Origin of the sequence: Lentzea cavernae, from assembly GCF_014653695.1 — a bacterium.
GTDB lineage: Bacteria > Actinomycetota > Actinomycetes > Mycobacteriales > Pseudonocardiaceae > Lentzea > Lentzea cavernae.
Window position 1 is genome coordinate 707,204 of record NZ_BNAR01000003.1, and the last position, 26,116, is coordinate 733,319.

Genomic DNA, 26,116 nt, shown 5'->3' on the forward strand with positions numbered 1-26,116 from the left:
GATCCCTAGATCTGGATTCCGGTCAGCACGGTCACGCGTTCCTCGGTGAAGTCCTCCATCGCCGACCGCACGCCCTCACGTCCGGTGCCCGATCCCTTCACACCGCCGTACGGCATCTGGTCGGCGCGGTAGGAGGGCACGTCACCGATGATCACGCCACCGACCTCGAGCTCGGCCGCCGCCTCGAACGCCACCTGCACGTCGCGGGTGAACACCCCGGCCTGCAGCCCGTACTTGCTGTCGTTGGCCTGCGCGAACGCGTCCTGCACGCCGTCCGCGACCGACACCACGAGCACCGGCCCGAAGATCTCCTCGGTCCAGACCTTGGCGGTCTTCGGCACGTCCGCGAGGACGGTCGGCTCGACCGTCGCCCCGGTCCGCTTGCCGCCCAGCAGCACGCGAGCGCCGACGTCGGTGGCCATGTTGACCCACTCCTCGACGCGCCGGGCGTTGTCCTCGTCGATCAACGGCCCGACCTCGACCTCGGGGTCGTGCGGGTCGCCTGTTTTGAGCGCTGCCACGGCTTCCACGAGCTTCGGCACGAACTCGTCGGCGTGGGAGCGGTCCACGATCACCCGCTGCACGGCGATGCACGACTGCCCGGCCTGGTAGTTGCCGAACGTCGCGATGCGCTGCGCCGCGTGGTCCAGGTCCGTCCAATCAGGACAGACGATCGCGGCCGCGTTGGAACCCAGCTCCATCACGACGTGCTTGCGCGGCGCGGCTTCCATCAACGACCAGCCGACCTTCGTGGACCCGGTGAACGAGATGACCGGCAGCCGCTCGTCCTTCACGAGGGCGTCCATGTCCTTGCCGCGCACGGGAAGGATCGAGAACGCGCCTTCGAGCAGATCGGTCTCGGCCAGGATCTCGCCGAGCAGCAACGCGGACAGCGGCGTCGCCGAAGCGGGTTTCACGATCACCGGCGCACCCACCGCGAGCGCCGGCGCGACCTTGTGCGCCACCAGGTTCAGCGGGAAGTTGAACGGCGCCACGGCCAGCACGGGTCCGCGCGGCACGTGCCGGACGATCGCCATCCGCCCCACGCCACCGGCTTCGGTGTCGAGCCGCTGCAGCCCACCGGTGAAGCGCCGCGCCTCCTCAGCGGCGAACCGGAACGTGTTGACCGCGCGCTGCACCTCGATCTCGGCCCACTTGAGCGGCTTGCCGTTCTCAGCGGTGATCGTCTCGGCGATCTCCTCGGCCCGTTCGGCCAGCGTCTTCGAGACCTGCAGCAGTGCTTCGGCCCGCACGTGCGCGGGTGTTCGCCGGAACTCCTTCGCGACGGACGCCGCCGCCGCGATCGCACGTTCCACCTGATCTCTGCCCGGTACGGCCACCGAGGCGACCTCGGTGCCGTCGAACGGGTGGAGAACCTCCAGCGCCTGCTCGCCCTGCTCGGGGCGGCCGGCGACCCAGCACGGCCGGGGTTGTGGTGTGAACGCGTCCATGGGCGCCACGTTAAGCCCTGTCGGCCTGCACGTACCTGACGAGACGCAAGTAGTGGTCGACATGCCCTTCCGCGCGCTGGAGCACGAAGGCGGGATGCTCCCGAATAGTCCGGATCATGTCGTCCAGCCGGATCAGCACGTGCTCGGGTTCGTACGCGATCCCGTAGGTCTCGCAGAACAACCGGGTGCGCCGTTCGCGGTCGTCGGGCAGCGCCAGCACGAACTGGATCAGCGCCCAGCTCACGTCCCACCAGCGCGGACCGGGATGCGCGTCGTCCCAGTCGAAGACGCCCGCCGGCAGCCCGTCGCGGAACACGATGTTGTACGGCGCGAAATCACCGTGCAGCACCACCTCCACGGGCTCCCGTGCCGGGAACTGCCACCCGTCCAGCTCGCCCACGAGCGGGGCCGTCGCGTCGTGCAACCTTCGCAGCAGCAGCGCCGACTCGATCAACGTCTCGTCGCCCGATGGGGGCACGTGGCCAACGTCACCGGGCAGGTAGCTGAGCAGCTCGTGCTCGGCGTCGAGCCCGAGCGGGACCGGCGCGATCCCCAGCGGTGCCAAGCGCCGCAACAACTCATGCACCCGAAGGGCCCACGGCCCGGCCGGTCGCCGCACCGCGTCACCCACCCTGAACACCTGGTTCAGCCCGCCACCGGTCAGCAGTTCTCCGTCCACGCATGAGATCCTTGGCGACGTGTCCGACACCAGCAACCGCCCTGTTCTCGTCGTCGACTTCGGCGCCCAGTACGCGCAGCTGATCGCCCGCCGCGTGCGCGAGGCCCAGGTCTACTCCGAGGTCGTCCCGCACACCGCGTCGGTCAGCGAGATCCTCGACAAGAACCCGCTGGCCATCGTTCTGTCCGGTGGCCCGTCGAGCGTCTACGCGGAGAACGCGCCGCAGGTCGACCCGAAGCTGTTCGAGACCGGCGTTCCGGTCTTCGGCATCTGCTACGGCTTCCAGGCGATGGCGCGCGCACTCGGTGGCGCGGTGGAACAGACCGGCACCCGCGAGTACGGCCGCACCGACCTGAGCGTGCCCACCGAGGGCGGCGCGCTGCACCAGGAACTCCCGGCGAGCCACCCGGTGTGGATGAGCCACGGCGACGCCGTCACCAAGGCGCCCGAGGGCTTCACCGTGACCGCGACCAGCGAGGGCGCGCCGGTCGCCGCGTTCGAGGACACCGAGCGCCGCTTCGCCGGCGTCCAGTACCACCCGGAGGTGCACCACTCGCCGCACGGCCAGGAGGTGCTGCGCCGGTTCCTGCACGAGATCGCGGGCATCCGCCCGCAGTGGACCACCTCGTCCATCCTCGACGAGCAGGTCACCCGCATCCGCGAGCAGATCGGCGACGGCAAGGCGATCTGCGGCCTCTCCGGCGGCGTCGACTCCGCCGTCGCCGCGGCCCTGGTCCAGCGCGCCATCGGCGACCGCCTCACCTGCGTCTTCGTCGACCACGGCCTGCTCCGCTCCGGCGAGCGCGCCCAGGTCGAGCGCGACTACGTGGCCGCCACCGGCATCCGCCTGGTGACCGTCGACGCCCGCGAGCGCTTCTTGGGAGCCCTTGCCGGCGTCACGGACCCGGAGGAGAAGCGCAAGATCATCGGCCGCGAGTTCATCCGCGTCTTCGAACAGGCCGAGCGCGACCTCAAGGCCGAGGGCGACTACAAGTTCCTCGTGCAGGGCACGCTCTACCCGGACGTCGTCGAGTCCGGCGGCGGCGCGGGCACCGCGAACATCAAGTCGCACCACAACGTCGGCGGCCTCCCGGACGACCTGCAGTTCGAACTGGTCGAACCGCTCCGCGCCCTCTTCAAGGACGAGGTCCGCCGCGTCGGCACCGAACTGGGCCTGCCCGAGACCATCGTGCAGCGCCAGCCGTTCCCCGGCCCCGGCCTCGGCATCCGCATCATCGGCGAGGTCACGCAGGACCGCCTCGACACGCTGCGCCAGGCCGACGCCATCGCCCGCGAGGAACTGACCCTCGCCGGTCTCGACCGGCAGATCTGGCAGTGCCCGGTCGTGCTGCTCGCGGACGTCCGCAGCGTGGGCGTCCAGGGTGACGGCCGCACGTACGGGCACCCGATCGTGCTGCGTCCCGTGTCGTCCGAGGACGCGATGACCGCGGACTGGACGCGGCTGCCGTACGAGGTGCTGGAGCGGATCTCGACCCGGATCACCAACGAGGTGGCGGAGGTCAACCGGGTGGTGCTGGACGTGACGTCCAAGCCGCCGGGCACCATCGAGTGGGAGTAGCGGAGACGTGGAAAGGCCCCCGGTCAGCGGACCGGGGGCCTTTCGCATGTCAGCGCTGTTGGTGGCGAAGGAAGCTGGAGTCCACCGTCACCGGGCCGGACAGGCGCCATGCACCTCGCTCGAAGACCAGGTTGCCCGTGACCGTGAACGGCAGCTTGTTCCGGTGAGCGAAGATCGCCCAGTCGTAGTCCTCTCCGCCCAGCAGGACGTGGATCTTCCTGGACCGACCTCGGACCTCGGCACTCAGGACGATCGTCGTCTCCTCCTGATCGTCTCCGCCGGAGTCTTCACGGGTGAGCGACCGAACCTGGCCGACGACGGTCTCCGTGTGCGGCGGCTCCTCACGGCGAACCAGGCGCTCCCGAACACGTGCCAGCCCGGCCATCGCGTCACGGTCGACCACGATGCGAGAGGCCGGAACCTCCGGCAGAGGTTCGCCGGCCGCCCAGTCGAATGACAGGTCGAGTTCGCGCAACGAGTCCGACTCCGTCAGGTCTTGGAGCGACTCCACGAGGTTGGCGCTGAGGCCGCGTTCGGCGGCACGTTCGACGGCGGAAGCGTCCCAGTTCAGCGCCAGGTTCCTGGTCGCGTGCAAGCCTGTGGCCAGCGTTTCCATCACCTGCCGCGGGAACGGGGTCGCACGGGTGCCGTCGCCGTGATCCGGCAGTGGATCTCCGAGCCGCGTGACGACCGTGAAGACGAAACTGCCGCGTTTCGTGTGCCCGAGGCGGATGTCCTCGTCGAGGAAGTCGGTCACCGTGCTGGACCGGCGTCCACGATGGGAATGTGTCGGATCGTCAGCCGACGTGGCGGCCGCCTTCATCATCTTGAAGAGGCCGTCCAGGGCCTTCTCGGCCTGCTTGAACGGAAGGGTGCCGTCCACCATGTTCTGGTCGAAGCGGACGAAGAACAGGTCGGCGCGGGTGGCGGCGATCTTCTCGGCCAGGCGGCCCGGATCCCAGTCGTAGACGGTGGCCAGGGCCCGCAGGGTGTCGCGGAAGCGCTGGGCGAAGTCGACGAAATCGGTGGCCAGCGGCAGCATCACCCGTGCCTCGTCGTTCAGGCGCCAGATCTGCCGCACCTCGGGAACCTGCGCTTCGAGTTGCCAGTCGTTGGCGGCGAGGTACTGCTGGACGGCCAACGGGTGGAGGCTGTCGGCGAGCTCGCGGTAGTCGTCGATCGATGGGCTGCTCACCACACACCTCCCTCGCCAACCCGTTGCATGGCGCTCTGCAAGCTCCCCACCCCGAAGAGGTTAGTTCTGGGCAGACGCACTGTCTTGCTGGCAGCACCGTCGTCGATCTCACCCAGGAGCTTGGCGTGCTCCCAGTACATCCGGCTTCTCGTGATCAGGTGCCGCTCGCCAGTTCTCAACAACGGCTCGTCATCACGGGGGATCACGAGCACTCCGAGAAACGCCTCGTTGTAGCGCTTGCCATGGGTGAGCTTGAGGAATGGCCCGCGCTCCATCCTCCACAAGAAGTCGGAGTCCCTGAGCAGGCTCTGCTGCGTGGTGCACTTGAGCTGGAGCTCGAACTCCGGGCAGTAGTACTTCACGTACTCGGTCGACGACGCGATGGTGATGTCCACGCCGTCGTAGTCCGTCTCGTGCGACTTGATCGAACAGCCGGCCGCAGCGGCGATCATCCTCACGAACGCCAAGCTGAACTGCTCCTGGCGGGCGGTCATCGGCAGACCTCCGTCGAGCGGTGTCATCGGCTCCGGACCGTCGCCTCCGTCTGTCAATGGGCTCCCTCTTCGCAACAACGGATCGGCAGCACACTAGGAGCCGCTGAGAGGAGCAAAAGGGGGATCCGCTCGACAGTCACCCGAAAGAGAAAAGGCCCCCGGTCGGCGGACCGGGGGCCTTTCGCATGTCAGGAGTTCTTGCGCCTCAACGAGTTCGTCAACAGCACCAGCCCGACCACGATGGCCGTTCCTCCCAGCGCCCACCGGAAGTCGAACCAGAACGTCCCGTTGGTCAGCACGTAGGCCGCCATCAGCCCGCCCCCGATCCCGAAGACCAGGCCCAGCGGGTCGATCCGCCTGCGCATCACCGGCTCCAGATCAGTCACGGAGCACCTTCACCTCTCCGACGCTCGCCCGAACGTCCAGCTCGATCTTCAGGCCGCCCTCGCCGTTGGCACCGAGGTCGGTGCCCTCGACCTGCACGTTGCCGCCGTCGGCGGTCCGGCCGAGGCAGTCGATGTAACCGACCGAGGACACCTCGCACTGGAACGTCACGTCGGCGTCCTTCGGCACGTGCACCGTCATGTCGCCCAGGTCCGCCTCGACCTGGGTCTTCACCGAACCGGAGTCCGGCAGCTCCCGCAGGTCGACCACGACGCTGCCGACGCCGAGCTCGTACTTGTCCTTGACCTCGCTGAGGCTCTGCGGCGTCACGTTGAGGTCGCCCACGCTGGGCGGGCCGTCGAAGTCGACCGCGGTCAGGCCGAAGCCGACCACCGACAGCGGGACCAGCAGCCAGATCAGGCCGCGCCCACCACCGATGAACGAGCCGACCAGCAGACCCGCGGCGAGCACCGCGAGGACGAGACCGATGATGTGCGGCACGGTGAACCACGGCACCCATGCCCCGGCGATCGCGGAGGCGGCGACGACCAGCGTCGCCACGCCCAGCGTCACGCCACCTACGCGCGGCTTGCGCGGGCGGGGGGCCGGCGGCTGCGGCTTCGGGGCCGGTTCCGGGAGGTCCCACGCGAAGGGGGCGGCTCCCAGCGGGTCCCAGGCGGGTGCGCCCGGCACCGGTGGGGTCAGGGGCGGTTCGGCGAGCGTCACGGCCGGCTGCAGGTGCCCGCGGTTCTTCTGCAGCAGGTAGATGCACGCCACCGACGCGGCGATCGTCACGAAGACCTGGAACCCGCCGCTGCCGAACGTGAAGGCGAGCGCGGGGAACATCAGGACGCCCAGCAGGACCGTCTGGCCCTGGGAGGTCGAGCTGTGGCCCTTGTTGAGCAGCGCCTCGGCCGGCGACACCTGGTCGCCCTCCTCGGGCAGCAGCAGCCAGCCGGCCAGGTACATCGGCAGGCCGACGCCTCCCGACAGCGCGAGTGCGACGAACGCGATCCTGACGATCACCGGGTCGATCTGGTAGCGCAGGGCGATCCCGGTGGCGACGCCTCCGAGCTTGCGCCCTGCACGGGGCCGCACCGGACGGTGCGCCCAGAACTCTCTGAGCGTGTCCGCCACGCCCTGCATTGCCTTCTCAGTCCCGCTCACGAGAACAAGGTTGCTACGGCAAGCTCTGCACCACATCAGGGACCAGCCCTGATTCAGGGAACCGGGGTCATCCCTGATGAACAACCCAGGAGGACGTGTGACGATCGGATGGTGAGTGCACAGATCGAGCCGATGCGTCGCCGGCGCACCGGCCGGGTGGTCGCGGGCGTCGCGAGCGGGCTGGCGGACCACCTCGGCGCACCTGTCTTCTGGGTGCGCGCGGTGTTCGCCGTGTTCGCGGCGTTCAGCGGGGTCGGGATCATCGCCTACGGGCTGCTCTGGATGTTCGTCCCGCAGTCGGCGGTGGCGGAGCCGGAGACGGACAAGGACCGCAAGGAGTGGCAGCAGGCCATCGGCCTCGCGGCCCTCGGCATCGGCGTCGCGGTGTTCACCGGCCTGCTCGGGGGAGCGTGGAGCGGGTGGATCACCGGGCCGATCGCCGTGGCGCTCATCGGCGCCGCGGTCGTGTGGCGCGAGGCGGACGAGGCACAGCGGCGCCGGTGGCGGGACGGCGCGTTCTCGCAGGGGAAGACGGGGATCGTGCGGACGGTGGCGGGAGGCGCGCTGGTCGTGGCGGGGGTCGCCGCGTTCCTCGTGGTGAACGACTCCATCGCGAACCTCTCGACCGTCGTGCTCTCGGTGGTCGCCACGCTGGCCGGCGTCGCGGTGCTGACCGTGCCGCTGTGGATGCGGCTGGTGCGGGACCTCGACTCGGAACGCCGTGCGCGCATCCGCACCGAGGAACGCGCCGAGATCGCCGCCCACCTGCACGACTCGGTGCTGCAGACGCTCGCCCTGATCCAGAAGCAGTCCGAGTCGCCGCGGGAGGTCAAGCGCCTGGCCCGCGGCCAGGAACGCGAGCTGCGCAGCTGGCTCTACGGCCGTGAGGTGGGGGAGCAGCCGCACTCCATCAGCGTCGCGGTCGCCCAGGTGTGCGCGGAGGTCGAGGACGACTTCGCCATCGCCGTCTCGCAGGTCGTGGTCGGGGACTGCGAGCTGGAGGACGGGATGTTCGCTCTGGTCCAGGCCTCGAAGGAGGCGATGGTCAACGCGGCCAAGCACGCGGGGGTGGCCGAGGTCAGCGTCTACGCGGAGGTCGAACCGGAGAAGGTGACGGTGTTCGTGCGCGACCGGGGCAAGGGCTTCGACCCCGACGCGGTGCCCGAGGACCGGCATGGCCTCGCGGGGAGCATCCGGGGGAGAATGACGAGGCACGGCGGGGAGGTGCGACTGCGCACGGCTCCGGGAGAGGGGACCGAGGTGCAGCTCGAGATGCCGAGGAAGCAGGAGGCCAGGACGTGAGCGTGAGGGTGTTCCTGGTGGACGACCACGCCTTGTTCCGCGCGGGCGTGCGCGCCGAGCTCGACTCGATCACCGAGGAGGTCGAGGTCGTCGGCGAGGCCGGCAGCGTCGGCGAGGCGGTCGCGGGCATCGCGCACCACAAGCCGGACGTCGTGCTGCTCGACGTGCACATGCCCGACGGCGGCGGCGCCGAGGTGCTGCGGCAGATCCGCACGAAGATCCCCGAGGTCACGTTCCTCGCGCTGTCCGTCTCGGACGCGGCGGAGGACGTCATCAACGTCATCCGCGCCGGTGCGCGCGGCTACGTCACCAAGACGATCTCCAGCCAGGAGCTGGTCAAGGCCGTCGTGCGGGTGTCCGAGGGCGACGCGGTGTTCTCGCCGCGGCTGGCCGGGTTCGTGCTGGACGCGTTCGCGGACAGGCCGGGTGCCGCGCCGATCAGCGACCCCGAGCTCGACCTGCTGACGCCGCGCGAACGCGACGTCCTGCGGCTGCTGGCCCGCGGTTACGCTTACAAGGAGATCGCGTCCGAGCTCTTCATCAGCGTGAAGACGGTGGAGACGCACGTGTCGAGCGTCCTGCGGAAGACCCAGCTCTCCAACCGGTACGAGCTCTCCCGCTGGGCCACGGATCGCAGACTGGTCTGAGGGGCTTTGATCAAAAAGGTCGCCCGCGGTGCCACCGAGGTGCTGGCGCCGTGGGTCTGGGTGATTTTGCTGCCGTTCGCCGTCGCCTACGCGACGGAAAGCGTCTGGATGACGCTGCTGTGGGGGTTCGTGGTCGCCTTGACGGCGTCCGTCATCCCCATGGCCGTCATCGTGCGTGGCGCGCGCAAGGGCAAGTGGGACGGCCACCACGTCACGAACCGCGAGGGCAGGGTCGTTCCCCTGGTCACGGCGGGCGCGTCGCTGGCGGCCGGCACGGTGATCATGTTCCTGGGCGACGCGCCGCGGAACATGCTCGCGCTGGCGGGCAGCATGTTCGCCTCGCTGATCGTCAGCATGGCGATCACGTTCGGGCTGAAGTGGAAGATCTCGCTGCACGCCGCCGTGGCGTGGGCGGCCGTGGTGACGCTGGTGATCGTCTACGGGCCGTGGTGGCTGCTCCTCGCGCTGCCCGCCGCCCTGGTGGCGTGGTCCCGCGTCGAGCTGGGCGACCACACGACGGGCCAGGTGCTGGCCGGGTCGGTGATGGGCGTGGTCGTCGGCGGCGGCACGTTCTGGCTGCTCAGCTGATCTGCGTGATGCTGGTGATCTTCATTTCGTTGTTGACGGCGGCGACCTCGGCCTCGTAGACGCCGCTCTTCTGCTCGCCCAGGTCCGTCTGCAGCGCCAGGTTGAAGGTCACCACCCAGTTCGGGCCGTGCGAGCGGATGGGCACGCGGGACTCGGAGCACTGGACCGAGGTGTAGCCCTTCCAGCGCGCCACGTACTTCTCCTGCGGCTCGGTCGCCCGTTCGTAGAGGTTGTGCCACGCCACCTCGGGGTGGGCGGGGAGCTGGCTGTAGTGCCCGAGCACGAACCCGGAGGCCTCGGCCGCGGTGAAGTAGCGGGGCTGCTCCTGCGGCTGGAAGTTGCCCTGGTTGACCGGGTCGTCACCGTCTCCGGTGCCGCCCCAGTACGCGGCGGCCGCGCCACCACCGATCGCCAGCAACGCGATGACCGAGAGGATCACCAGGATCCGCTTGTTCGGCGCCTTGAGCCTGCGCTCCGGCTGCTGCGGGATCTGCAGGGGCTGCGACGGCTGCGGCTCCGAGGCCAGCAGGTCGGCGGCCTCCTGCGCGGTCGGCCTGTCCTTCGGGGCCTGCGAGAGCAGCCGCATGAGCAACGGGGTGAGCTCGCCCGCGTTCTTGGGATCGCGGAGCTGGCCGCTGGCCGCGCGGTAGATGAGGCCGAAGCTGTTGTCGCTGGGACCGAAGACCGACTCGCCCTCGATGGCCGTGTAGATCATGGCGCCGAGCGAGAACACGTCGGACGCCTCGTCGGGCTGCTCACCGCGCGCCACCTCGGGTGCGAGGTAGGCGGGGGTGCCCGAGATCATGCCGGTGTCGGTCATCGTGCCGTCGCCGGTCGCCTTGGAGATGCCGAAGTCGGTGAGCTTGACCGTGCCGTCGTGGCCGATCAGGACGTTGCCGGGCTTGACGTCGCGGTGGGCCAGTCCGGCGGCGTGCGCGGCTGCCAGCGCCGAGGCGACCTTGGCCCCGATGCTCGCCGCCTGGGCCGGCTTGAGCGGCCCGCGCTCGGCGATCAGTGCGGAAAGGCTGTGCGACGCCAGGTACTCCATGACGATCCACGGCTCTTCTTCGTCGCTGCCCACGACGTCGAACACCGCGATCGCGTGCTGGTGGTGCAGTCGCGCGGCGTTGCGGGCCTCCCGCATCGCGCGCTGGTGGTCACCGGTGATGAGCTGCTTGACCGCCACCTCGCGGGCCAGCACCTCGTCCCGTGCTCGCCACACCACTCCCATCGCACCGCTGCCGATGCGCTCGAGCAGCGTGTAGCGGCCCCCGATGGTTGTCACACCCTGAGACTAATCAATCGCGGAGACGAGCATCCGGCGTTCCCCTCTCGCGCTGTGGTGCGGATCGCGCCGAACGAAGTCACCGGTGGGGACTTGCGTCTGGAAACTCGTTCGGTTCTTCCCGGTGGTCTCCGGTGACGAGCTGGTCGGCCACGCTGCCCCGCGTGCCGGCACCTCGTCCCGCGCCCGTTCGACCACCCCGGACCTCACCCGCTGACTAGTCGATCGTCGAGACCAGCTTCTGCAGCTCGCGGTCGAAGTCGATCCACAGGTCCTCCTCGCCCGGCTGGACGACGTCGTAGGAGCTGTCCAGGAACTCCGCCACGTCCTCGGCGACGGCGCTGAGGATGGCGAAGCCGGTCGGCGCGTTCAGCTCGACCAGGACGCGCTCCGGGTCGTCGGACGCGGGCCGGACGAGGATGTCGCCCTCACCGGACGGCGTCAGCAGGCCGTCGGCCAGCAGGTCGCGGGCGAACATCCACTCCACGCGGCCGGAGCCCGTGAAGAAGTTGACGGCGACGGCGTAGGGGTCTTCCGGGTCGTAGACGAGCTCGGCCTCGACCGGCGCGGGAGCCACGCCGGGTGCGAGGAGCTGAAAAGTCGTCCGGGTGGTGACCTTCAGGTTCTCGTTGTTCATGTCGATGTCCTTTCCAGACTGGTCTCCATGTCCGCTCACAAAGAGGAGACGGCCAACCAGCTCGATAAGGACGCGATTCGTCTCGGAACCATCCTATTGGGGGAGACGTGCGTCTCACCCTTCAGCGTTTGACCAGGTCGCGCGTCTCGTTTGGTGAGACGGTCTGACCTGCCGAGACGGGCTTCCTCCGGGTCAGCGCGACGCCCACGAGCACCACCAGCATGCCGACGACGACCCTTGCGTTGAGTTGCTCCCCGAGGAAGATCGCTCCAAGGAGCACCGAGACCACGGGCAAGAGGTAACCGACGGTAGTCGCCGTCGTGGCGCCCTCGTCGGCGATGACGCGGTAGTTGAGGATGAACGCCGCCCCGGTGCCGAACACGCCGAGGATGATGACGGCGACGACGCCGACCCAGTGCAGGTGCAGCGGCTGCAGGCCGCCGAACGGCGTCGCCAGGACCAGCATCCCCATCGCGGTGGTCAGCTGCATCGCGGCGAGCTGCGTCGAGGTGGCACCCGTGTTGACCAGGTAGCGGCCCGCGTAGGAGTAGCCGATGGCGTAGCTCGCGGCGCCGATGAGGCACAGCAGCGCACCCCAGCTCGCGATGCTGTTGGCCGACTGCCACGGCGCGAAGATCAGCAGCACGCCCGCGAAGCCGAGCCCCAGACCGAGCATGCGCACGAAGTCGCTGATCTTCTCCGAACCGAGCACGAGGCCGATGGCCAGCGCGAACAGCGGTGTCGTGGAGTTGAGCACCCCGGAGACGCCCGAGTCGACCGTCTGGCCGCCGAACGCGAATAGCGTGAACGGGATGGCGCTGCCGAACAGCGCCACGAAGAGCATGTGCCCCCAGATCCGGCGGTCGCGCGGCAGGGACATCTTCGCCAGTGCGAGCACGACGAACAGCACGACCGCCCCGAAGAACGTCCGCACGAGCGAGATCTGCAGGGGCGCGAGACTGCCGAGCGCGAGCTTCATCCACAGGAAGCTGGATCCCCACAGCAGGGCGAGCACGCCCATCCTGATCAAAGTTCCGCGTTGGTTCACACGTCAACCATGCGCCCTCCAACACGTGAAAACAATTTAATTGTTGTGCTGAACCTTTAAGCGCAGCTGTAAGGTCGAGGCATGCTGGACGTGCGACGAATGCAGGTGCTCAGGGCCGTGGTGAGCACGGGTTCCATCACCGCCGCGGCGACGAACCTCGGCTACACCCCGTCCGCGATCTCGCAGCAGGTCGCGGGCCTGGAGAAGCAGGCGGGACTGCCGCTGCTGGAACGCGTCGGCAGGGGCATCAGGCCCACCGCGGCCGGCCGTCTGCTCACCGAGCACGCCGGCCGCCTCGCCGAACAGCTGGCCGAGGCCGAGAGCGCCCTCACGGCGTTGCGCAACGGCTGTGCCGGCACCCTGCGCGTGCGCTACTTCGCCACGGCCGGCGCGGCGCTGGTGCCCCCCGCCGTGGCGACGTTCCGGGCCGAGCGCTCGGGGGTCGAGCTCGACCTGAAGCTCACCGAACCGACCGACCCGATCGTCGAACTGGCGGCGGGCCGCGCGGACGTGGCGATCACCGTCCTGGAGCCCGACGCCCCCGCCTTCGAGGGCATGGTCACCCGGCACCTGCTCGCCGACCCGTTCTACGCCGTCCTGCCGCGCGGGCACGCCCTGGCCCGCAAGCGCGTGCTCGACCTCGGCGACCTGGCGGACGAGCCGTGGATCGACGCGGACTGCGGCGCGTCCGGACCGTGCGCGGACCTCGTGAGGAACGCGTGTGCGGGCGCCGGGTTCTCACCGCAGGTCGCCGTCGAGAGCGATGACTACGCGACGGCGCAGGGCTTCGTGGCGGCCGGGCTGGGCGTCACGATCATCCCGCGGCTCGGGCTGGGATTCGCGCACCCCGGCGTCGTCCTGCGCAAGGTGCGCAACCCCGAACCCGTCCGGCACATCCACGTCGTCTACCGCGAGGACGCCGCGTGGAACCCGGCAGTGTTGACGCTGGCGGAGGCTTTGGAAAAGGCCGCGCGGGCTAGCTGACCCGCGCGGTCGTCACGCGCTGCCGAACGGCTTGTCGTAGCTCAGCAGGAAGTTCGGCGAGCGCCACTCCAGCGACACCTGCCGCTGCATCGACGACTTCGACCCGTCCTTCTTCTCGACCTCGAGGGTCACGACGAAGTAGTAGGGCTGCCGTTCCTCGACGTTGGTGACCTTGGCCTTCTTGATGCCGCCCCAGAACGTCTTGAAGCCGTCCATGCCGCCTGGGTACTGGCCCTGGAAGTTGCCGTTGCCCATCGCCCAGGCGTCGTTCGGCTTGCTCGGGGCGAGCTGGAAGTAGTCCTCCAGCAACGTCTTCTTGTCGTCGTCGGTCGGCGTGTCGGTCCACTGACCGGCCTTGCCCGCCGACTTCGGCGGCGTCGACGCACCCGTCGTGTCGTTGCCCTGGGTCTGCTGGGTCGTCGTGTTCGCGCCCGCGTTGTTGTTGCCGTTCCCGTTGTCACCGGTGTCGGAGAACATGCTCGCGAACATGATGCCGACGACCGCGGCCGCCACGATCGCGAGTGCGGTGTAGACCGTCGACTTCTTGCTCTTCGCCGAGGACAGCGGCGACGGCCTCGAGGGCTTCGGGCGCTGCGAGTACTGGGGAGCGGCGGCCGGGCGGTGGTTCGACGGCCCCTGCTGCTGCGTGGACACGGCGCGCGGCGGCGTGTGCATGTCGACCCGCGTCGCGTTGGGCGGCGGCGGTGGCTTCTGCTGAGCCTGCGGGGGCGTCAGCGCCCTCGTGGCGGCCTGCTGCTGCGGCTGCTGCACCGGCGCGCCGCGCCACGACGGCGGGTGCGTCGGCGCGACCACGGCGGGCGTGAAGGCGGGAGCGGCCTGGCCGTTCGCGACGGCGGCGAGCGCGTCACGGGCCTCGGCCATCGTCGGGCGGTCTTCCGGCTCGGCGCGCAGCAGGCGCATCAGCAGCGCGGTCAGCGGGCCGGCGTTGCGCGGCGGGTTGACCTTGCCGGACGCGACCTTGTGCAGCAGCGCGATGGTGTTCTCGCTCAGACCGAACGGCGGTTCGCCCTCGATCGCGGCGTACAGCGTGGAGCCCAGGGAGAACACGTCGGACGGCGAACCGGGGTCGTAGCCCTTGGCCACCTCGGGAGCGAGGTAGGCGGGGGTGCCCGCGAGCATGCCCGTCGCGGTGACCGTGACGTCACCGGTCGCGCGGGAGATGCCGAAGTCCGTGATCTTGACCGTGCCGTCGTCGCCGAGCAGCACGTTGCCGGGCTTGATGTCGCGGTGCACGATGCCGGCGTTGTGCGCGGCGGCCAGCGCGGAGGCGACCTGCATGCCGATCGACGCCACGTCCCGCGGCGGGAGCGTGCCGCGCTCGGAGAGCACCGCGGACAGGCTCTTCGACGGCAGGTACTCCATGATCAGCCACGGCTGGCTGTCGTCCTCGGCCACGTCGTAGACGGCCACCGCGTGCGGGTGCTGCAGACGTGCCGCGATGCGGCCCTCCCGCATGGCCCGTCTCTTCGCCTCGTCCGTGTCGGCTTCAGCTAGTCCGGGCTGCAGGAGCAGTTGCTTGACCGCGACGGTGCGGTGAAGACGTTCGTCGTGTGCCGTCCAGACGACGCCCATGGCGCCGCTGCCGATCCGCTGGCTCAATCGGTAGCGACCAGCGACCAATCGGCCATCGTCGGTCACAGTTGCTCCCCGCTGTGCGGTCACTTGCTCTCTGTTCAACGGCTGATCACACCTTCGGGTTCACATCACCCCATTAGGTGCGGGTACCCACCTTACGAGATTTCTACGACGTGTTGACGCTTAGCCCTACGCGCCAGGGGGCGGCGGCGGTCCACTCGAGCTCGCCGGCGGCGAAGACGGCGGCTTTGTCGTGGTCGTTGTCGTGGTTGTCGTCGTCGTAGTGGTCGTAGTGGTGGTCGTGGTTGTGGTGGTCGTCGTCGTTGTAGACGTCGTTTGTTGCGTTGTCGTTGCCTCGGGCGTGGTCGTGGTCACCTCGGGAGCCGAAGTCGTCGGCTCCACCGTCTGCGACGAGCTCGCGGGCGGTGCCGAGGGCGTCTGGCGCTCCTTGTTGAACACCCCGAGTGCGACCATCAAACCACCGATGACCAGCAACAACGCCAGAACCACCGCGGCGATCACCAGCGGCCGGTTGTTCTCCGGACCCCTGGCCGGCGCCATCGGCGGAGCCGTGCGCTGCGGAGGGGTGCGGGGCACCGCCCGGACCACGCGGGTCCGTTCGGGCTCCACGATCGTCGTCGGGTCGGGACCCGCGACCACCGCCAGCCCGTTGAACGACGGCGAACGCCCGTGCGCGACGGCGTTGAGGATCTCGCGCGCCTGGGTCATCGTCGGCCGGTCGTCCGGTTCGAAGTTGAGCAGGTACAGCAGCGTGTCGGCGAGCGGGTGGTCGACGGTGGGCGGGTTGATCCGCCCGGCCGCGACCGCGTGGAGAACACCGAGAGTGTTCTCGCTCACTCCGTAGGGCGGCTCGCCCTCCATCGCGGCGAACAGCGTGGAGCCGAGCGAGTAGACGTCGGAGGCCGGCGTCGGGTCCTGGCCGCGCGCGATCTCCGGCGCGAGGTACGCGGGCGTGCCGGCGATCAGGCCGGTCTTGGTGACCGTGATGTCGTCGGACGCGCGCGAGATGCCGAAGTCGGTGATCTTGACGACGCCGTTCTCGGCGATCAGCACGTTGCCGGGCTTCACGTCGCGGTGCACGATCCCCGCCGCGTGGGCCGCGGCCAGCGCCGCCGCGCACTGGGAACCGATGCTGGCGACCTCGATCGGGTCCATCGGCCCGCCCTCGGCCAGCGCGTCCGCGAGGCTGTAGGACGGCAGGTACTCCATGACCAGGCACGGGACGCCGTCTTCCTCGACGACGTCGTACACGGCGATGGCGTTCGGGTGGTGCAGCTTGGCGGCGATGCGGCCCTCGCGCATGGCGCGCTGGATGGCCTCGTCCTGCTCGGCCTCGTCGAGGCCGGGCGCGAGCAGCAGCTGCTTGATCGCGACCTCGCGGCCGAGGCGTTCGTCGTGGGCGCGCCAGACGATGCCCATCGCACCGGAGCCGATGCGGTCGAGGAAGCGGTACCGGTCGGCGATCAGACGGCCGTCCGAGGTGCCGGACGTCGTCACAAGCCCACCTCGGGGGTGCTCGAAGGCGTGACTGCGGCTTCGGCAGCAGATCCCACGCTCGTGCTCCTCGTGCGGTAGTCAGCGGGTCGACCGGAATGCCCGCACAGGGTACCTGTCGAGGGGCGTCGCCGAGCTACCTGTCGTACGTCAGTTCGCCGGGGCGAAGAAGTCGAATCCGCCGACGGTGTCGCCCACGGTGTTCAGCACCGGGTCGAGCAGACCGAGGTCCACGCTCACGTCGACCGGGTTGGACGTCGTGGGCAGCGGGGTCTCGGACTTGGGCGGCGTCGAGGTCCCGCTGCTGGGCGGGGTGGTCGTCGACGAGCTCGGCGGCGGTGGAGGGGTCTCGCTCGACGGCGGCGTGCTCGGCTGGCTGGTCTCGGTGGACGTCGACGGGGTGGTCGGCGTCGAGGTCTCCGAGGTGGGCTGCTGCGTCGGCTGCTGCGTCTGGGTCTGCTGCGTCGGGCGCTGCGGCTGCTGGGTCTGGACGTACGGGGCGACGCGGGTGGTCTCCTCCGTCGTCGGCGCGGCCTGCTGGGTCTCGCTCGCGTCGGACTGCTGCGTCTTGTTCGACGGCAGCTTCACGACGCCTTCGGTGCCCGCGCTCGCGCCGCGGGCCTGGGCGCGCTCGTCGAACCGCACCTCGGCGAGCGGGCGCTCGTCGGGAGAGGACAGCCAGGAGGAGGCGGCGAAGGCCACGGAACCGCAGATGATCACGCCACCGCTGGCCGCGGCGGCCAGCTTGCCGACGGTGAACCCGCCGCGCTGGGTGTCGTCGGAGCGACCCTCCCTGCGCAGCAGCTCGGTGATGTGCAGCTCCTTCATGGGCTGCTTCTTCTTGCCGCCAGAAGCCTTGACCGGCTTGAACTTGACGGTTTCCTCGAACGCCTCGGGGGTGATGTCGTCGGTGATCACGGGGATCTCGACGGTCTCCGCCTCGCGGCGGGCGATCAGCTCGGCGACGGACAGCTGCCCGGTCGACTCAGCCGTACCGCTCAACCGCCGACGATGGTCCTCAATCGACACCGCTCGTTCACCCTTCCAAGTTCGCGTACGCGCACTGGCGGAGACATGGATACCGAATCGTGACCCGAGATGTAACCCCTATGGGGGAATTTTCACGATCGAAACCCGGTTTTCGCGACGAGCGGTCACCGTTCGACTGCGAACGGCGAAGCAGTTGGGCGCGACCTAACTTCCAGTGCCTAGCTGCGCTGCGCCGAAAGGACTTCAGTCGCGACGATGCGCGGCTGGCTCGTGCTCGTCAGCCGGAAGAGCTGCTCGATGCGCAGCCAGCTGCCGTCCGCCTCCTGCATCGACACGACCGCGAGCACCGAACCGTCCGGGCGCACCGACGTCTGGTCGACGTTCACCGTCCTGATGGCGCCCCAGGACTTCACGAACTCCGCGGGGTTCGCGCCGACCAGTTCCGGCGAGAGCAGCTTGGCCGCGGAGCTGGGCTTGGTCGTGAGCAGCTCGTAGAACTTCTTCACCACGTCGACCTGCGGCACCGGGCCGACCGAGACCTCGGGCGTCGGCGGTTCGCTGGTCTGCAGCAACAGCTCGGAGGGCTGGGGCATCGGGGCCGCCGCGGCGGCGGGGGTGGTCCGCGCCGGCGGGCGCTCGTTCGGCAGCTGGGCCGACAGGACGTCGGGGCGCAGCGCGCTCGACCCCGACAGCACCGCGGGGCGTTCGTACACGGGGACGCCGACGTTCGCCGGGCGGTTTCCGGCGAGGACCGCCGCTCCGGCGACGGAGGAGACGAGCACGATCGCGCCGGCGAGCAGACCCGCGGCCCTCGCGGTGCGGCTCGACCTCGTGCGGCGGCGACGGCCGGGGGTGACGGGGATCACCGCGGTGGTCGCGGTCATGTTCTCGGTCGGGCCGAGCAGTGAGGTGACCAGAGCGTCGGTGGCGGCTTCCTCCGTCGAGAGGATGCGCATCGGGCCAGGCTGCTGCTTGATCAGCTCAGCCACGCTGATCGAGCCGTCGCGGGTGTGTCTCCGCCCGGTCGTCGCGGGACGCTGCACTGCTCTGGTCCTCCGTACTGTCCGTGTACACCTGAAGACGTACCGTGGTCGCGCGGGCAGACGCCAGTGTCTTGGTGGACTTCACCCGTCCGTGGCGACCAGTGGTGTTCAGGATTCGCTCGATGGTGCTACTTACTACGTTCGGTAGCTCCGGCCCGGACCTTTAGCCGCTTCAGCCGCCGGTCTTCAACCGTTCACCGTTGATCAGCGGCAGGTCGCCGAGCGTGAAGCTCAGCTCGCGCTTCTCGGTGCTGACCGAGCCGTCCTTCTTCGTCACCTGCAGCAGGCTGACGGTGAGGCCCTTGCCCGGGTCGACGGCGATCTCCTTCACCTCGATCAGCGAGATGTCGGCGAGCCTGCCCTCGAGCAGCGCGTCGGCGTTCGAGCGCACGGTCTCGGTGGTCATGGCGAGCGCCGTGTCGGCGTTCGTCGCCATCGCTCGGTAGAAGTGCTCGGTCTGCTCGGCGATCTTGCCGCCGTCGACGACGGGGGCCTGGGTGACGGGCACGGTCGTGACGACCGGCGGGGCCGTCCCGGACGGCTTGGGGGCCGGCGCGGACGCCTGACCGCTGGTGCCGGGGGCGCTGCTCGACCCCGTGCTCCTGCCCGTGCCGGGTACCGGGGCGTTCTCGCCCGTCTTCGCGGCCGACGGCCTGGTGCCGGTGGCCGAGGGCGTCGTGACGCCCGTGGGCAGCTCGGAGATCATCGGCACGTCCGAGGGGTAGCCCGGCAGCCCGACCGTCTCGACCTCACCGCCCCCGCCGACGAGCTTGGCCGCGGCGACGCTCAGGCCGACCAGCACGAGCACCGACGAGACGACGGCGAACCAGGCCGCCCGCTTCCAGGTGCGCGGCGGCGTGACCGAGGCGGGCACGAGGCCGATGTTGAACTTGCGCAGCCCGTCGGTGTCCTGCAGCGGGTCGATCTGGCGGCGGCGCGGCAGGGGGATGCGGTCGCCCCCGACGACGGGCCGCGCTTCCAGCGGCTGCGGCCCGTCGTCCAGACGATGTTTGCCCGGCAGTTCGTCCATCCCCGACACCCCTCTGCGACGCAGTCAGAGTAGGGCCGTTCGGAGGTGTCGAACCAACCAGAAGGGGGCGTTCAGGACGAGTGACACTCTTTTGTGTGAAGTTCCTAGCGCGGCGGAAGTTGCGCTTGACCGCTGTTCAACTGCTTGCGCGTGCTCTGCACGCCGTTGAGGGCGGCCAGACCGCTGCCGCCCGCGATCAGCGCGCCGATCACGTCGGCGCCCAGCGAGTCGCCTCCCGTGATCAGCAGACCGATCACCGCGCCCGCGGTGGCCAGGATCGCGGTCTTCCAGCGGCTGCGGACGAACTGCGAGACGGGCGCTCCGGAGAGGCCCTTCTTGTTCGCGGCGGACCCGAGCAGGCCCAGGTATGCGTCGTGCGCCAAGGCGGCGAGCAGGCCGGCGATGGCGATCAGTGCTGCGATGAGGCCCATGCCTCCAGTGTGCCCCCAGAATTTTTCGGTGGACCATCCGTGATCGCCCTGATATCCGATTCGGGTGGACATGTTCTGGCACGACGACTGCCTCGAGCACGACGCGGGTGAGGGCCTGTGGGAGCTGCCCGGCTCCTGGCCGTGGCTGGACGTCGCCGAACCGCACCCGGAGAACGCGGCACGGCTGCGCACGTTCCGGCACGCGCTGACACATGGACCGGTGGCCCCGCACCTGAGGTGGCACGAGGGGCGGCATGCGTCCGTTGACGAGCTCCTGCGCGTGCACACGGCTGGGTACTTGGACTCGTTGCGCGTGTCGGAGCGTGTGGCGCTGGAGGTGAATACGGTCGTGGGACCGGAGACGTGGCGTGCGGCCTCAGCGGCGGCGGGCACGGCGTTGGCGGCGCTGGAGTCCGGTGCGTCGCTGGCATACGCGCTGGTACGGCCGCCGGGACACCACGCACAGCCGGACATGGCGGACGGCTACTGCTTCGTGAACAACGCGGCCCTGGTGGCGGAGACCGCACGGCGTGAGGGCAAGCGTGTCGCCGTCCTGGACTGGGACGTGCACCACGGCAACGGCACGCAAGAGGTGTTCTACGACCGGCCGGACGTGCTGACCATCTCGGTGCACATGCGGCACGGGGCGTGGGGCACGAACCACCCGCAGACGGGCGCGCCATCAGAAGTGGGCGCCAACGGCAGGAACGTGAACATCGAGCTGTCACTCGGTGCGGGCGACACGACGTACATGCGCGCGCTCGACGAGATCGCCTTCCCTCTGTTGCACGACTTCGAGCCGGACCTGCTGGTGTGCGCGTCCGGGTTCGACGGATCGGCGTTCGACCCCAACGGCCGTCACAACCTCACGGCGGACGGGTACCGCGAGATCGGCCGGCGGGTGGCGTCGTTCGGGCGGCGGGTCGTGCTCACCCAGGAGGGCGGCTACCTGCGCGGGTACTCGGCGCTGTGCCTGCACGCGCTGGTGGAGGGCCTGCTGGGGCTGCCGGAACCGTTGCTCGAGGACCCGCTGGCCTACGTGCCGGACGACTCGCAGCTCGCCGACGCGGACTTCGGCCACGTCCGCGCCGCACTGAAGCCTTTTTGGCCCGGCGTCCTGTGACGCCGGGCCTGGCTCTCCCCTACCTGCCGAGCGGGCCGCGGCCCATCTTGAGCAGGATCATCGCGAGGTCCTTGCCCTCGGGGCCGAGCGGCCGGTAGCGGTTGAGCACGTCGATCTCGCGGTTGTGCACGATCTTCGTGCCACCGGCGGCCATGCGCGCCGCGCCGATGACCTTGGACACCTCGACGCGCCGTTGCACGAGGCGGAGGATTTCCGCGTCGAGGTGGTCGATTTCCTCGCGCAGCTGGTTGATGTCGGGTTCGGTGGTGGTATCCATCGTCATGACCTCTCGAGTACTTCGAGTCCCGGCCCGGAAGCAGCGAAGCCCCGGTGTCCGAGGACTCCGGGGCTTCGCGGTGGCTTTGTCTGCGCTAGACGACCACGGGAGCCGGAGTCCGGATCCCGTAGAAAAACTCGAAGAACGTCGCGCGCACGGACCTAGTGTGCCACAAGAAGCCGACCTAGGCTGCTCCCGTCCCATCGACGACCGTTTGGGGTCACAGTGAAGCGCGTACTGGGTGTGGCTTCCGCACTGCTGCTGTCAGCGTCCGCCACTTCCGCCAGTGCGGCGGAGTCGAGGTGGGCCAGCGTCGAGATGACGCCGTCGGAGGGGTGGACGGTCCTGCAGACCGGCTACTGGTCGATGCGCGGCGGCTTTCAGGGCACGTTCGACGTCAACATCACCAACCGGTCCGACCGCGACGTCTCCGACCTCCACCTGCACATCTCGCTGCCGCCCGCCAAGCTGGCGGTCACCGGCTGGGAGGGCGACTACTGGAGGTGCTGGAACGTCGAGGGCGGCGCCGGCGCCGAAGGTGTGCACTGCGCGGCGGACTTCCTCGCCGTGCCGGGCGAGGCGTTCCCGACGCTGAAAGTTCACACCAAAGGGCTCGAGCACCACACCGACTCGATCGACCTCTACGCCGAGTCCCGCGGCGCGGAACCCGCCCACGCGGGGGTTCCCTACCGCATCGATCTGAGCACCTGATCGAACACATGGTCGGGCGGTACCGGATTCGTCGGTGCCGCCCGGTACCGTGGATGGACGATGAGCGCCTTGTTCGACTTGCCCTCAAGTCCCCCCGTTTCCCGCGCGGGTCACCTGCTCGACGATCTGAACCCCGCGCAGCGTCGTGCCGTCGAGCACGCCGGTTCACCCATGCTCGTGGTGGCCGGCGCGGGCTCCGGCAAGACGCGCGTCCTCACCCGGCGGATCGCGTACCTGCTCGCGGCACGTGACGTGCATCCCGGCGAGATCATGGCCATCACGTTCACGAACAAGGCCGCCGCCGAGATGAAGGAGCGCGTCGCCGACATGGTGGGCGCCCGCGCCCGCTCGATGTGGGTGTCGACGTTCCACTCCATGTGCGTGCGCGTGATGCGCCGCGACGCGAAGACCCTCGGCATGTCGTCGAACTTCTCGATCTACGACAGCGACGACACGCGCCGCCTCATCACCCTCGTCGCCAGGGACCTCGACCTGGACCCGAAGAAGTACGCGGCCCGCACCCTCGCCGTGCACATCTCGAACCTCAAGAACGAGCTGATCGACCCCGAGACCGCCACGGCCCAGGCCACGAACGACCTGGAACGCCGCGTCGCCGAGGTCTACACCGTCTACCAGCGCCGCCTGGGCGAGTCGAACTCGCTCGACTTCGACGACCTCATCATGAGGACCGTCGAACTGCTGCAGCGCTTCCCGGAGGTGGCGGAGCACTACCGCCGCCGCTTCCGCCACGTCCTGGTCGACGAGTACCAGGACACGAACCACGCGCAGTACACCCTCGTGCGCGAGCTCGTCGGCAAGGCGGGCGGCGAGATCCCCCCGGCAGAACTGTGCGTGGTGGGCGACGCGGACCAGTCCATCTACGCCTTCCGCGGCGCCACGATCCGCAACATCGTGGAGTTCGAGCGCGACTACCCGGACGCCACCACGATCCTGCTGGAGCAGAACTACCGCTCCACCCAGAACATCCTGACCGCCGCCAACGCGGTGATCTCCCGCAACCCGAACCGCCGCGACAAGTCGCTCTGGTCCGACCTCGGCGAGGGCGAGAAGATCGTCGGCTACGTCGCGGACAACGAGCACGACGAGGCCGCGTTCGTCGCGAACGAGATCGACCGCCTGGTGGACGGCGGCGAGGTCAACAACTCCGAGATCGCCGTCTTCTACCGCACCAACAACCAGTCGCGGGTCTTCGAGGAGATCTTCATCCGCCTCGGCCTCCCGTACCGCGTGGTCGGCGGCGTCCGCTTCTACGAGCGCCGCGAGGTCCGCGACGCCCTCGCCTACCTGCGCACCCTGGCCAACCCGGAGGACACGGTCTCGCTGCGCCGAATCCTCAACGTCCCCAAGCGGGGCATCGGCGAGAGGGCGGAAGCCTGCGTCTCGGCCTACGCCGAACGCGAACGCATCAGCTTCGCCGCAGCCCTCCGCGAGGCGGTCGTCGACCGAGTCCCGATGCTGAACCCGCGCTCCCGCAACGCCATCGCAGGCTTCGTCGAGATGATGGACCAACTCGGCGAAATGGTCGCCCGCGAGGACGACGTCGCCGACATCCTCGAAGCAGTACTCGAGAAGACCGGCTACCGCACCGAACTGGAAGCCAGCGAGGACCCCCAGGACCACACCAGGGTCGAGAACCTCAACGAACTGGTCACCGTCGCCCGCGAGTTCACCGAACTGGAACTCCCGGAAGGCGCAGACCCGGTCCCCTCCCTGCCGGCCTTCCTGGAACGCGTCTCCCTGGTGGCCGACGCCGACTCCATCCCGGACGCCGACTCCGACGGCGTGGTCACCCTCATGACCATCCACACGGCCAAGGGCCTCGAGTACCCCGTCGTCTTCAGCACGGGCTGGGAAGACGGCGTCTTCCCCCACATGCGAGCCCTAGGCGACCCAGCAGAACTCGCAGAAGAACGCCGCCTCGCCTACGTAGGCATCACCAGGGCCCAACGCCGCCTCTACCTCTCCAGGGCCCTCGTCCGCTCCGCCTGGGGCCAGCCCTCGGCCAACCCGGCCTCCCGCTTCCTGGACGAGATCCCCCAGGACCTCCTGGACTGGCGCCGAGTGGAACCCTCCCGCTCAGGCCCGGCAGCCGCCACCACCTGGGGCCGCTCAGCCTCAGGCGGCATAGCCTCCCGAGGCCTCTCCCGCCCGGCCCCGGGCAAGGCGGGCTGGAAGGACGCCCCAGCCCTCAAGCTGGAAGTGGGCGACCGCGTCACCCACGACAAGTACGGCCTCGGCCGCGTGGTGGCAGTCGACGGCGCGGGCGGCCTGCGGGCAACCGCGACCATCGACTTCGGCGGTGCCGGCACGGTCCGCCTGATGCTCATCGGCAGCGTCCCCATGACCAAGCTCTGACAATCCCACGCCGCCCGGCAGTTCGGACGGCGAAGCCTCGGGCTTCGGCGGCGGAGCTGCGCGGGGCCCGAGGTGGGAGGGTGAGACGGTTCGGCCAGGTGGTCCGGGGAGATGGTCCGGACCGAGCGACGCGGGCTGGGTGACGCGGGCTGGGTGACGCGGGCCGAGTGACGCAAACCGGGCGTGCAGCCGTGCGGTGCAGCCAGGTGGCGCGGACTTACCGCGGCAAGCCGGGCAGTCTCGGGCGATGTAGCCAGGTGGCGGTGCCCGGCGATGCCGAGCCGGGTGGCGGTGCTGGCCGACATGGAGTCGCGGGCAGTGCGGGCCGGGCAGTGCGGGCCGGGCAGTGCGGGCCGGGCAGTGCGGGCCGGGCAGTGCGGGCCGGGCAGTGCGGCCAGGCGCTGCGGAGCGACCGCACCCATGCCCACGCTCACGCAGGCGTCCTCTCCGACCCAGGACCCCCCGCGACCCAACATAGCGAGCAGGTCTGACACTCCCAGCGAAGCCGAAGGCGAGCAGTCAGACCACAAGCCCAAGAACCAGCACCCACCAGCCAGCGATGCCGCAGGCGAGCCGTCCTTACCAAGAGGTCCAGGTGGGGTGGTTTCGTCACGAGTCGTGCCACAGCACTTGCTGCATCAGAGGAGGGGTGTCAAACGGACACGCTCTTCGTCCGTTTGACACCCCTCCTCTGATGTGGCCCGCTCCTGGCACGGCTTGGGACGAAACCACCCCACCACCGCAACCAACCAAGCAACGCGCATCCGCCCAACGCAACAGGCGTGCCATCAACCCGCGCACGGCGCAGGCCCGGTTTCAGATCAGATCGGCGGGGTCTGGGGCAGAGCCCCAGGAATCAGCAGAAACGAACCGCCCGCAACCCAACCACCTACGAACAACAACCCGCCACCCGCCAACGCAACAGAGCAACGCCCCCAGCAACAAGCGCAACCAAACACGACGATTTACGGAACCCCACCGACTCACCATCCGGCCGAACCCCCACCCCCATCCCCACCCCCCTGACCAGCACTTCCCCGCCCCCCAAAAGATTCCAAAAAAATCCAGCAAAACCAGCGCAACGACCACCCACCACGTACGTCTATGTGGGTGTCGCAAGCAGCACAGCCAGGAAACGCTCGGGGCGAATCCAGGCACGAAGAGCAGCCTGCGGACGAAGGGGAGCGAAGGGACGGCGGGGGCCCAACTTCGCGGCGAAGTGCGGCCGGACCGAACGGGAGAGCGGTCCGGCCGCGCTGTCCACGCAGAACCATCAAGTCCGCCTCGGACAGTCGCTACAGGACCGCCGGCACGAGCCGAAGTCCCCACACGACCCGGACACACGGCCACAACCGCCGGGCACACGCGCAACCAGCCGACCACACACGGCTGAAACGAAGATCGACGCAGGTCAACCCCACTGCGTTCAAAAATTGTCAGACCCCCGGAGCATCATCTACCGCATGAGGTCACAACCCCAGCGGGAGAGCTCACGATGGATCACGTACTGGCCGGCGCCCTGCACGAACGTGTGTTCGCAATCCTCAACCAGCTGGAATCCCCGGAAACCACGAAGCTGGTCGA

24 protein-coding genes are annotated in these 26,116 nt (G+C 69.3%); 8 read left to right on the forward strand and 16 right to left on the reverse strand.

Annotation, left to right across the window (positions count from 1 at the left end; genetic code table 11):
- Window positions 1-5: 5 nt before the first annotated feature.
- Together IE307_RS13675 and IE307_RS13680 are read right to left on the reverse strand one after the other, a co-directional pair.
- Complete coding sequence (locus tag IE307_RS13675) at window positions 6-1,451, reverse strand: aldehyde dehydrogenase family protein (protein WP_191298245.1); 1,446 nt, start codon at window positions 1,449-1,451, stop codon at window positions 6-8.
- Between the two features lie 10 nt (window positions 1,452-1,461).
- On the reverse strand, window positions 1,462-2,130 hold the full coding sequence (locus IE307_RS13680; RefSeq protein WP_191298246.1) for a phosphotransferase family protein: 669 nt from the start codon (window positions 2,128-2,130) through the stop codon (window positions 1,462-1,464).
- A gap of 19 nt (window positions 2,131-2,149) precedes the next feature.
- On the opposite strand from IE307_RS13680, the gene guaA reads away from it, so the two are divergent.
- Window positions 2,150-3,709 (forward strand): glutamine-hydrolyzing GMP synthase, encoded by a 1,560-nt coding sequence (guaA, locus tag IE307_RS13685; RefSeq protein ID WP_191298247.1) that lies wholly within the window; start codon window positions 2,150-2,152, stop codon window positions 3,707-3,709.
- 49 nt (window positions 3,710-3,758) lie between these two features.
- Here the strand turns inward: guaA and IE307_RS13690 are convergent, their stop codons facing one another.
- The 4 genes from IE307_RS13690 to IE307_RS13705 all read right to left on the reverse strand — a co-directional run bounded on the left by IE307_RS13690 (window position 3,759) and on the right by IE307_RS13705 (window position 6,949).
- Entirely contained in the window at window positions 3,759-4,904 is a 1,146-nt protein-coding gene (locus IE307_RS13690) for a hypothetical protein (protein WP_191298248.1), read from the reverse strand.
- Window positions 4,901-5,398, reverse strand: a complete 498-nt coding sequence (locus IE307_RS13695; protein WP_229904661.1) for a DUF4365 domain-containing protein — start codon at window positions 5,396-5,398, stop codon at window positions 4,901-4,903. The genes IE307_RS13690 and IE307_RS13695 overlap by 4 nt, the downstream gene beginning before the upstream one ends.
- A 188-nt stretch (window positions 5,399-5,586) precedes the next feature.
- On the reverse strand, window positions 5,587-5,784 hold the full coding sequence (locus tag IE307_RS13700; RefSeq protein ID WP_191298403.1) for a hypothetical protein: 198 nt from the start codon (window positions 5,782-5,784) through the stop codon (window positions 5,587-5,589).
- Complete coding sequence (locus IE307_RS13705) at window positions 5,777-6,949, reverse strand: PspC domain-containing protein (RefSeq protein ID WP_229904662.1); 1,173 nt, start codon at window positions 6,947-6,949, stop codon at window positions 5,777-5,779. Before IE307_RS13705 ends, IE307_RS13700 begins: the two co-directional genes overlap by 8 nt.
- A 108-nt stretch (window positions 6,950-7,057) precedes the next feature.
- Between IE307_RS13705 and IE307_RS13710 the strand changes: the two genes are divergently transcribed.
- From IE307_RS13710 to IE307_RS13720, 3 genes are read left to right on the forward strand one after another with little or no spacing between them, the layout of a single operon-like run.
- The gene (locus tag IE307_RS13710; RefSeq protein WP_191298250.1) at window positions 7,058-8,251 is read left to right on the forward strand and encodes a PspC domain-containing protein; all 1,194 of its coding nucleotides are present in this window, start codon (window positions 7,058-7,060) and stop codon (window positions 8,249-8,251) included.
- Window positions 8,248-8,898 carry a response regulator gene (locus IE307_RS13715; RefSeq protein ID WP_191298251.1) on the forward strand — a complete coding sequence of 217 codons (651 nt, stop codon included), beginning with the start codon at window positions 8,248-8,250 and terminating at the stop codon, window positions 8,896-8,898. Before IE307_RS13710 ends, IE307_RS13715 begins: the two co-directional genes overlap by 4 nt.
- A gap of 6 nt (window positions 8,899-8,904) precedes the next feature.
- Window positions 8,905-9,486 (forward strand): phosphatase PAP2 family protein, encoded by a 582-nt coding sequence (locus IE307_RS13720; protein ID WP_308436359.1) that lies wholly within the window; start codon window positions 8,905-8,907, stop codon window positions 9,484-9,486.
- Here the strand turns inward: IE307_RS13720 and IE307_RS13725 are convergent.
- The 3 genes from IE307_RS13725 to IE307_RS13735 form a co-directional block, all read right to left on the reverse strand.
- A complete protein-coding gene (locus tag IE307_RS13725; protein WP_229904663.1) occupies window positions 9,479-10,771 on the reverse strand; it encodes a serine/threonine-protein kinase in 1,293 nt (430 codons plus the stop codon). The two genes, IE307_RS13720 and IE307_RS13725, sit on opposite strands and share 8 nt — an antisense overlap.
- A gap of 217 nt (window positions 10,772-10,988) precedes the next feature.
- The gene (locus IE307_RS13730; protein WP_191298252.1) at window positions 10,989-11,408 is read right to left on the reverse strand and encodes an SsgA family sporulation/cell division regulator; all 420 of its coding nucleotides are present in this window, start codon (window positions 11,406-11,408) and stop codon (window positions 10,989-10,991) included.
- A 121-nt stretch (window positions 11,409-11,529) separates the two neighbouring features.
- The gene (locus tag IE307_RS13735) at window positions 11,530-12,456 is read right to left on the reverse strand and encodes a DMT family transporter (protein WP_229904664.1); all 927 of its coding nucleotides are present in this window, start codon (window positions 12,454-12,456) and stop codon (window positions 11,530-11,532) included.
- An 81-nt stretch (window positions 12,457-12,537) separates the two neighbouring features.
- Here IE307_RS13735 and IE307_RS13740 point away from each other — a divergent pair, with 81 nt between their 5' ends.
- Window positions 12,538-13,440: a LysR family transcriptional regulator gene (locus IE307_RS13740; protein WP_191298253.1), complete on the forward strand. Its 903-nt coding sequence runs from the start codon at window positions 12,538-12,540 to the stop codon at window positions 13,438-13,440.
- Between the two features lie 12 nt (window positions 13,441-13,452).
- Here IE307_RS13740 and IE307_RS46715 read toward each other — a convergent pair whose 3' ends face one another.
- The 6 genes from IE307_RS46715 to IE307_RS13770 form a co-directional block, all read right to left on the reverse strand.
- Window positions 13,453-15,099, reverse strand: coding sequence for a serine/threonine-protein kinase (locus IE307_RS46715; protein WP_229904665.1), 1,647 nt, complete (start codon window positions 15,097-15,099; stop codon window positions 13,453-13,455).
- Window positions 15,100-15,225: 126 nt separating this feature from the next.
- Window positions 15,226-16,554, reverse strand: a complete 1,329-nt coding sequence (locus IE307_RS13750) for a serine/threonine-protein kinase (RefSeq protein ID WP_229904666.1) — start codon at window positions 16,552-16,554, stop codon at window positions 15,226-15,228.
- A 147-nt stretch (window positions 16,555-16,701) separates the two neighbouring features.
- The gene (locus IE307_RS13755; protein ID WP_191298254.1) at window positions 16,702-17,553 is read right to left on the reverse strand and encodes a hypothetical protein; all 852 of its coding nucleotides are present in this window, start codon (window positions 17,551-17,553) and stop codon (window positions 16,702-16,704) included.
- A gap of 206 nt (window positions 17,554-17,759) precedes the next feature.
- A complete protein-coding gene (locus IE307_RS13760) occupies window positions 17,760-18,584 on the reverse strand; it encodes a hypothetical protein (RefSeq protein ID WP_191298255.1) in 825 nt (274 codons plus the stop codon).
- 172 nt (window positions 18,585-18,756) lie between these two features.
- A complete protein-coding gene (locus tag IE307_RS13765; protein WP_191298256.1) occupies window positions 18,757-19,614 on the reverse strand; it encodes a hypothetical protein in 858 nt (285 codons plus the stop codon).
- A gap of 104 nt (window positions 19,615-19,718) precedes the next feature.
- Window positions 19,719-20,045: a hypothetical protein gene (locus IE307_RS13770; RefSeq protein ID WP_191298257.1), complete on the reverse strand. Its 327-nt coding sequence runs from the start codon at window positions 20,043-20,045 to the stop codon at window positions 19,719-19,721.
- A gap of 70 nt (window positions 20,046-20,115) precedes the next feature.
- Between IE307_RS13770 and IE307_RS13775 the strand changes: the two genes are divergently transcribed.
- Window positions 20,116-21,168 carry an arginase family protein gene (locus IE307_RS13775; protein ID WP_191298389.1) on the forward strand — a complete coding sequence of 351 codons (1,053 nt, stop codon included), beginning with the start codon at window positions 20,116-20,118 and terminating at the stop codon, window positions 21,166-21,168.
- Window positions 21,169-21,187: 19 nt separating this feature from the next.
- Here IE307_RS13775 and IE307_RS13780 read toward each other — a convergent pair whose 3' ends face one another.
- A complete protein-coding gene (locus IE307_RS13780; RefSeq protein ID WP_191298258.1) occupies window positions 21,188-21,451 on the reverse strand; it encodes a chorismate mutase in 264 nt (87 codons plus the stop codon).
- 219 nt (window positions 21,452-21,670) lie between these two features.
- Between IE307_RS13780 and IE307_RS13785 the strand changes: the two genes are divergently transcribed.
- On the forward strand, window positions 21,671-22,156 hold the full coding sequence (locus IE307_RS13785; RefSeq protein ID WP_191298259.1) for a hypothetical protein: 486 nt from the start codon (window positions 21,671-21,673) through the stop codon (window positions 22,154-22,156).
- A gap of 60 nt (window positions 22,157-22,216) precedes the next feature.
- A complete protein-coding gene (gene pcrA, locus IE307_RS13790; protein ID WP_191298260.1) occupies window positions 22,217-24,532 on the forward strand; it encodes a DNA helicase PcrA in 2,316 nt (771 codons plus the stop codon).
- Window positions 24,533-26,116: the final 1,584 nt, after the last annotated feature.